General features: G+C 48.6%; 7 protein-coding genes. 3 read left to right on the plus strand and 4 right to left on the minus strand.

Annotated features, from left to right (window positions below; translation table 11 throughout):
- The 3 genes from ACLTOQ_RS16090 to ACLTOQ_RS16100 form a co-directional block, all read right to left on the minus strand.
- Nucleotides 1–422: hypothetical protein (locus ACLTOQ_RS16090; protein ID WP_412319935.1), on the minus strand; the 422-nt coding region annotated here is incomplete at its 3' end.
- Between the two features lie 28 nt (nucleotides 423–450).
- Entirely contained in the window at nucleotides 451–783 is a 333-nt protein-coding gene (locus tag ACLTOQ_RS16095) for a hypothetical protein (RefSeq protein WP_412319936.1), read from the minus strand.
- Complete coding sequence (locus ACLTOQ_RS16100; protein ID WP_412319262.1) at nucleotides 758–1,147, minus strand: hypothetical protein; 390 nt, start codon at nucleotides 1,145–1,147, stop codon at nucleotides 758–760. The genes ACLTOQ_RS16095 and ACLTOQ_RS16100 overlap by 26 nt, the downstream gene beginning before the upstream one ends.
- Before the next feature lie 202 nt (nucleotides 1,148–1,349).
- On the opposite strand from ACLTOQ_RS16100, the gene ACLTOQ_RS16105 reads away from it, so the two are divergent.
- Genes ACLTOQ_RS16105 through ACLTOQ_RS16115 form a run of 3 tightly spaced genes read left to right on the plus strand, consistent with a single transcriptional unit; the run spans nucleotide 1,350 to nucleotide 6,005 of the window.
- Nucleotides 1,350–2,078 (plus strand): LytR/AlgR family response regulator transcription factor, encoded by a 729-nt coding sequence (locus ACLTOQ_RS16105; protein WP_412319937.1) that lies wholly within the window; start codon nucleotides 1,350–1,352, stop codon nucleotides 2,076–2,078.
- On the plus strand, nucleotides 2,075–4,102 hold the full coding sequence (locus ACLTOQ_RS16110) for a hypothetical protein (protein ID WP_412319938.1): 2,028 nt from the start codon (nucleotides 2,075–2,077) through the stop codon (nucleotides 4,100–4,102). Before ACLTOQ_RS16105 ends, ACLTOQ_RS16110 begins: the two co-directional genes overlap by 4 nt.
- A 1-nt stretch (nucleotide 4,103) precedes the next feature.
- On the plus strand, nucleotides 4,104–6,005 hold the full coding sequence (locus ACLTOQ_RS16115; RefSeq protein WP_412319939.1) for a sensor histidine kinase: 1,902 nt from the start codon (nucleotides 4,104–4,106) through the stop codon (nucleotides 6,003–6,005).
- A gap of 708 nt (nucleotides 6,006–6,713) precedes the next feature.
- On the opposite strand, the gene ACLTOQ_RS16120 is transcribed toward ACLTOQ_RS16115, so the two are convergent.
- Entirely contained in the window at nucleotides 6,714–6,959 is a 246-nt protein-coding gene (locus ACLTOQ_RS16120; RefSeq protein ID WP_412319941.1) for a hypothetical protein, read from the minus strand.
- Nucleotides 6,960–7,057 lie beyond the last annotated feature (98 nt).

Below are 7,057 nucleotides of genomic sequence, written 5' to 3' on the forward strand. Positions count from 1 at the left end.
TTCTTATCATCAGAGGACGCAGTATCTCCATTACTGTCATCCGTCTGCGCATCGTCCTTCTCTGTATCTCCCGTCTCGGAAGCATCTTCTTCATCGTCGGCTTCCTTTTCATCCGCCTGCGTGGTCTTTTCTACCGTAACGGTCAGACTGGTCGGAAACTTGATGTCGCTCTCAAGCGCACCGATGGGCAGGGTCTGCTCCGTGATGTCCTTTGAAAGCTCCTCAAAAGAAACAATAGTCGTTTTACCTGTCTCACTTTCATCGGTCTTTGCAGAAACCGAGAGTGCGGACAGGTCTACAGTATTGGCAACCATCGCAACGGTCAAGCCCATCACAAGTATGCGCTTACGCAGCTCCCTCCGCCTGATTTTTTCATGGGTCTGCTGCCAATCCCTCTCTGGCATGGTGTTTTTCTTTTTCATGTAAACTCCTCTCTTTTACCCTTTTTCCCTAAAGCAGCCGGGATACTGCCTCCCGCAGCTGATATTCCGTCACAGGCTTTACCAAAAAGGTGTCCGCCTGCATCCTGCGGCTTTGGGGTTCAAACTCTGCCTGGTCGCTGATCCAAAGGAGCGGGACATCCCTGCTGTAGCCTCGTATGCTCATGCAGAAATTCATCCCTCTGGCTCCGTCCTCCATGACCACCACAGCATCATAAGGCCCATCCCGCTGCATGGCATAGGTACAAAACACGCCGTTATCAAAGCGGTCTACTTTGCCCAGCTTCATCAGCAAAGCGGTTTCTTTTTCTTTCTGGCTATAACTGCATAGCGCAATTCGCATGTTCGCACCTCCATTTCATGATGGGTTTTATCGCCTCATATAGCTCCTGATCGGAGCAGTCTGCCGGAAGAAACACAGGGATACGCAGGTGATACGCGATCAGGGCGAAGTTTTTATCATCGCTCCACCAGACAAGCGGTGTTTCCGGTGCCAGCTGCTTTGCCTGAATGGCAGCCTCCAATCCCCTTGCCCCGGTCATGGCGATGACAACCGCATGGTAGCGGCTCCGCCGCAGTGCCTGAGATAGCTGCTTCTCATTCCATAGCTCGTCGATGACAAGCTGTCCGTCCCCAGCAAAAAGGGAGCGCAGCCTACTCTCAAACCATTCTGCATTCCTTAATTCCGTACAAAGTGCGATTTTCATGCTGAGCCTCCTTTCCTGAAAAGAAAAATAAAAAAACCAGACCTTCTCATCGGAAAGTCTGGTAGTATAATTAGGATAGCATCTTGTCAAGGGAAATGCAACCGACTTTGTTTAAGACGCAGGTTTCCTGTTTAAGACGCAAGTTTTTCCTGCGGTTTTATGTTATACTAATATTGGATTATTGTGCAAAGGAGATGGCACGATGCAGATTGCGATTGTGGATGACAGAGCAGAGGACAGAGAAGAACTGTCTGTCTGCCTGGAAAATTATATGAAACGGCATCAGCTGGACTATACGCTGACAGAATTTGAGGACGGAGAGAATTTTCTGAAAGCTGCCGCCCAGGTCGATTTTCAGCTTGTCTTTATGGACATCTATATGGAGAACATGGATGGAATAGAGGCCGCCAGAAGGCTGCGCCAGAAAAACAGGCTCTGTAAGATCGTTTTTCTGACCATTACAGAAGATTATGCCCGGATGGGGTACAGCCTGTCCGCCAGCTATTATCTGCTGAAGCCGCTTTCGCTCCATCAGGCAGATTTTGAAGAAGCGATGGAGCTGTGCCAGCTAAAACCGCCCTATGAAGTGATGACACTTTCGGTTATGGCTGACCGTCAAAAGCTGGAACTTCCCACAGAGAAGATTCTGTACATAGATTATCAAAACCGTATGACACGGATTCATACGGCGGAACGCGTGATACCGGTAAGCGGAGGCTTTCAGGAGGTTACTGCCGCATTACAGAAGGACAAGCGTTTTTTGCCCTGCTACCGGGGCGTTCTAATCAACATGAATTATATCAGCCATGTTGACAGTCAGACCTTCCGTTTGATAAACGGGGAGAATCTTCCGATTGCTCTCCGCAATGGAAAACAGCTGCGGGAAACCTACCGTCAATATGTTTTCTCTGGAATGGGGCGTATCGTATGAGAATGAAACAAATACGCAGGCGTATTCTGGGGGGCTGTCTGGCATGCCTCCTCTGCTTCACCGGCAGTATCCCCGCATTTGCCGCTGAAACTGCAACCCCAGCCAATGCCGATGAAAGAAGGGAGAATCCGCCGGGTTTAGAAAGCGAGGCTTCGGAGACACTGGAGATCGGAACCCCGGAAGCACCGGAAGCATCGGAAGAAGTATCCCTCGTCCTCGTCACAGAAATACAAAAGGAAGACGAACTGCTCTCCCTGCCGGATTTCACCCTGCCCCTTAGAGCCACACCGTCTGATGATGATCTGGAGGAAATTTATCAGCTGGCCTTTCAGTATCAAACCGTCTGCGCCACTGTAACAGCAGGGGAAGAAATCCGGCAGGAAACATTTTCTGTCGCATGGGATTTTTCATCCATTGACCAGACCACTCCGGGCGAATATACCGCAGCAGGCCGGATTGAACTGCCGGAGGGGTATGCCTTTGGTGAAGCTGTCTTGCAGGAGCTTCAGATTTCCGTCCGGGTGGAAGAAATGCCGCCTACTGTCATTACTTCCATAGAGCAATGGTATCCTTATACAAATGCATTTGCGCTCCCACAGGGCAGCGAAGTTGAAGCGCTGGAAGAATTATTCGCCGCCTCCCCGTATTATCTGGAATGCTCTGCGGAAAACGGAACCAGCTACACCGCTGTGGTGGAATGGGATTTTTCCGGTATTGATCTGAATACTGTGGGACTGTACCATGCAGCAGGAAGGCTGACTGCACCGGAAAATACCATATTTGCGGATCGTGTCGATTTCCCTGAAATTACAATTCCTGTTTCTGTTCAGGCTCCGGACAGACCAGACATTAACTGTTTTCTGGCCGCCAGAGGAAACCTTTATTTTCCTTGGGTCACACCGCCGGGAGAACTGGATAAGATCAGTGTATGGCTGTCCGAAAACAACGGTTCATGGAACCAGCTGGAAAATGGCATTTACGTGGGACGGGAAATGCTCTCGATTGCTACCCGTCTGCTGACGCCGGGCAGCGGTTACCGTCTTCAGGTTGATTATGACGGCGGACAGACCGGCATCCTGTCCTTTACCTACGCAGATGAAATTGTCCTTGAAGGGTATCATGAAGGCGACCGGGATGGAGGGGATGCAGGCGGAAATCCACCCGACACCATCATTCAGCCGCCTCCTGAAGATACCGACGATCAGGATCATGGTTTTGCAGACAGGCCCTCCACGAAGCCTTCAAAACCGCCTGTAACAAATGACGGTGGAACGGATTCCGATGAACCGACTATACCGGAAATCGAAGCGCCCGTTATATCAGGTCAGCCAGAGGAAGATACCACTTTGACGCAGCCCCCTGAAGTGCAGACGATTGTCGGTGCTTCAGAGCTTACCGATCCTGCCCGGAAGCTTTCAGAAAACAGGAAAGATTCCGTGCAAAGCGCTATGACCGTTCCCCAGGAAGGCGCAGATTCCCAAAACTCTGCGTTTTCAGAGTTCCTCGATGAAACCACTGACCGGATTTCCGGCACGCGCTTTTTGATGATGCTGCAAACAGGGGAGCAAAGAGCCATCTTTTCCAAACAGGGAATCACCATCAGCATACCCAAAGATGCCTTGCCGGAGGGTATCCAAAACGAAGATCAGATTGAAGTCATCATCCAAAAGGATACGGATGGCGGTTTTTCTTTTTCGTTTTCCATCAATGGAACTGTGCTCAACTTTCTGCCGGATGTATCTGTCATGCTGCCCTATCCAAATGACCCGGCAGCCGGCACATTGTTCCTTTGTGATGAAAGCGGCGTGGAAATCCCCATGACCGGTTACGACGATACGGCGAAAGCCGCTTCCTTTCAGATCAGCCATACAGGGACTTACACCATTGTGGGAAAGGAAGATACCGCTTCCCTGGCACATGCTGCCGACACAGAGCACAGCTGGTCGTCCATATTCTTTTTGATTCCGGCCTGTCTGCTTATTCTGTCTGCCGGTGTGTTTTTCCTAAGGAGGAGGCGAAAATAAGATGGTATCTTCTGCGGTAAAAAAATATGCTGCCTTATGTATGGTCTGCCTGTGCTCATCCCTGTTTTTTCTTGGCCTGTATCAGTTCAATAATAAATATGGTCAGGACACAATCCAGGCGGCAAATGGGATTCTGGCGCTTTCTGAGGAAGAACTTCAAAAGTCACCGGTGCGCTTTCTGGTATCCGGCTGGGCATTTTATCCTGACGCGCTTTTGACCCCGGAAGAAATACTGGATGAAAGCCATTATATGCGCTACCTTTCCATTGGAGAGCAGACCAATTTTTCCAGTCCTGCAAGCCCTTCTCCCTATGGCTGCGGGACTTACCAGATGACATTCTTTCTGCCGGAACGGAAGGAAGTGTATGCACTGGAAATCCCGGAAGTGTTTTCTGCTTACAACCTTTATCTGGATCAAGACCTGATCCTGCAAATGGGGGAACCTGCACATGGGACACCATTGGTTCAAAACCGCATGGTCACTTTTCATGGCGGAAAACCGGTCACACTCACCATAGCGGTCAGCAACTATGACCACTTTTACGGAGGGATTGTTTATCCGCCTGCTTTCGGAACGATGCTGGCGGTAAATACTACCAGAGGAATCCGGTTTGCATTCTGCCTTTTTGGCTGTACGGTTACCTTTGTCTGTGCGCTGCTGTCCTTTTATTTCAGCCGCCGGATGAAACAGAAAAATACATTCCTGTTCGGACTGATCTGCCTTGCCATGTGCGGCCTGTCATCCTATCCTGTGCTTCATATGCTGGCTGCTGTTCCCATATTCCCCTGGTACACGATTGAACTGTTCTGTATCTATCTGGTTACCTGGCTGATTGTGGTTCTGCAAAACCGGATATGCAGGCCGGGCTTCCTGCCTGCGGCCATCAGTAATGGAGTGGGCGCTGCCTTCCTGGTATATGCGTTTTTGTATGGCATGATGGCTTCCCATCTCTCCCTTGGAGCTATTCGTTTCTTCTCCGCATCGGTCTTTTGGTATAAGGCGGCATCTGCACTCTATCTATTTATCATCGCTGTGCTTGCCATTCACAGAGGAGAAAAACGGAGCAGGCCGATCTTCTATGCTGCGGCAGCCGCAACCTGCGCCTTTATATGGGATCGCCTTCTGCCGGTTTATGAGCCGGTTATCGGTGGTTGGTTTTTGGAATGGGGCAGCTTTTTCATAGCAGCCGCCATCGGTTATTCCCTCTGGCGCGATGTGGTAGAGGGGTATGGAAACAGCCTGATTTTTCAGGAAGAACGCAAGCAGGTCGTCCGGCAGCTTTCTATGCAGACCGAATACAGCCGTCAGGTTTCTGAAGCAGCGGCAGAAAACAGAAGGCTGATTCACGACATCAAACACCATCTGCACACCATAGACCGCATGGCCTCTGAACGTGGGCAGACGGAGATCTGCTCCTTCCTGTTACAGGTAGAGGAACAGGTTGCGGCGTCATCGGGTCACTCCTATGTTGCGTTCTGTAAAAATCCCATCGTAAATGCGCTGATTGAATACTACTACGGCATGGCGCAGATACAAGGGACAGAATTTCAGGTGCGGCTCGATCTTCCTGATCAGATGCCGCTTACCGATGTGGAACTGTGTACGGTGCTAGGCAATCTTTTGGACAATGCCGTTGAGGCGTGCAGCCGCCAAAAGCAAGGCGTGCGCCGCATTTTAGTTGCCGGCGAAACCAAAGGCAATATGTATTTTTTGAAGATTGAAAACACTTACGACGGGCTGGTCTTTCAGGAGGGAAAAACATTCCTCTCCCGAAAGGGCGCATCCGCTGATCACGGAATCGGGCTTTCCTCTGTCCGAAAAATCATTGAAGGCCATGGCGGTGATCTCGATCTTGTTCCCGGTGAGGAATCCTTTCTTGTTGGAGTTACAATACAGATGTAAAAACTGTTTTTTGAGGCGCATTCAGATAACATAGGCAAGACCTGATGGATGGACTTTGAAATAGATTTTTGCAACCTTTCGCACTTTTCTATTCCAATATTAGTATATCCAAAGCAGAATAAAACATGAAATACCACATCAGGCAGTCCCTGTTCATCAATAACCTTCTGCATTTGATCACGCAGGTGGCTGTCTCCGATAGGAGAACCAAGGAAAAAGCCAGACACTGCTTTTCAGTATCTGGCTTTTTATTGTAGATTTTTAATAACCTATTCACCTATGGAAGCAAACAGGTGACTGATAAATTCAAATGCCTGAATTGCTTTTTCAAAGCTCTGACGATTGGATGTGTAGAGCAGATCTTCATGAAGAGTTTCATATCTTCCACGAATTTCATCGTTGAAATACTGTTTCCAGTTTTCAAAGGCATACGCCCCCAACGGATCATAATCTTCAGAAATATTACGCTTCTGAAGATAGAAGCTGTCCGTTTCTTTTGTGAGCTTTAGAAGCTGCTTCAGCCGTTCGGTATCATTCAGGAAATACCATAAAATAAAAAATGCAACAATGAATTTTCACGATCATTGCTGCAAAAAATGCACGTTCCCAGGGGGAATTGAACCCTCAACTAGTGCTTAGGAGCTCAAGTCCCCGTTGGAAACCTATATTATTTTGAGTTAAGATAAGTCAAGTAAAGCATTGATTTTTCTACCTTCCCTGCTGCACACTATCAATATAGAACATGATCGGAACCGGGCAGAACATCACAACGAAGAAGCACATATTCGACAGAATAGAAGCATTGGAAACAAACAGCTGGCGCAGCTTCGATTCTCCCAGCATCCGGTAAAAGGTTCCGGTATAAGTAATGCTTTCCTCCGTGACCGGTTCCCTTTCACTTGGGTAAATATATTGTCCCAAAAGGAATGCCGCAAGCAGCACACATATCACCACATAAAATAAAATTCTCTTGTACTTTTGGATCGTATATTTCGCTTCTGTAAAATGTTTATGGAAAATTCATTCGACAAATCATGCTTTCCGAACTAAAA

Source organism: Gallintestinimicrobium sp. (assembly GCF_046968865.1).
Classification (GTDB): domain Bacteria; phylum Bacillota; class Clostridia; order Lachnospirales; family Lachnospiraceae; genus Gallintestinimicrobium; species Gallintestinimicrobium propionicum.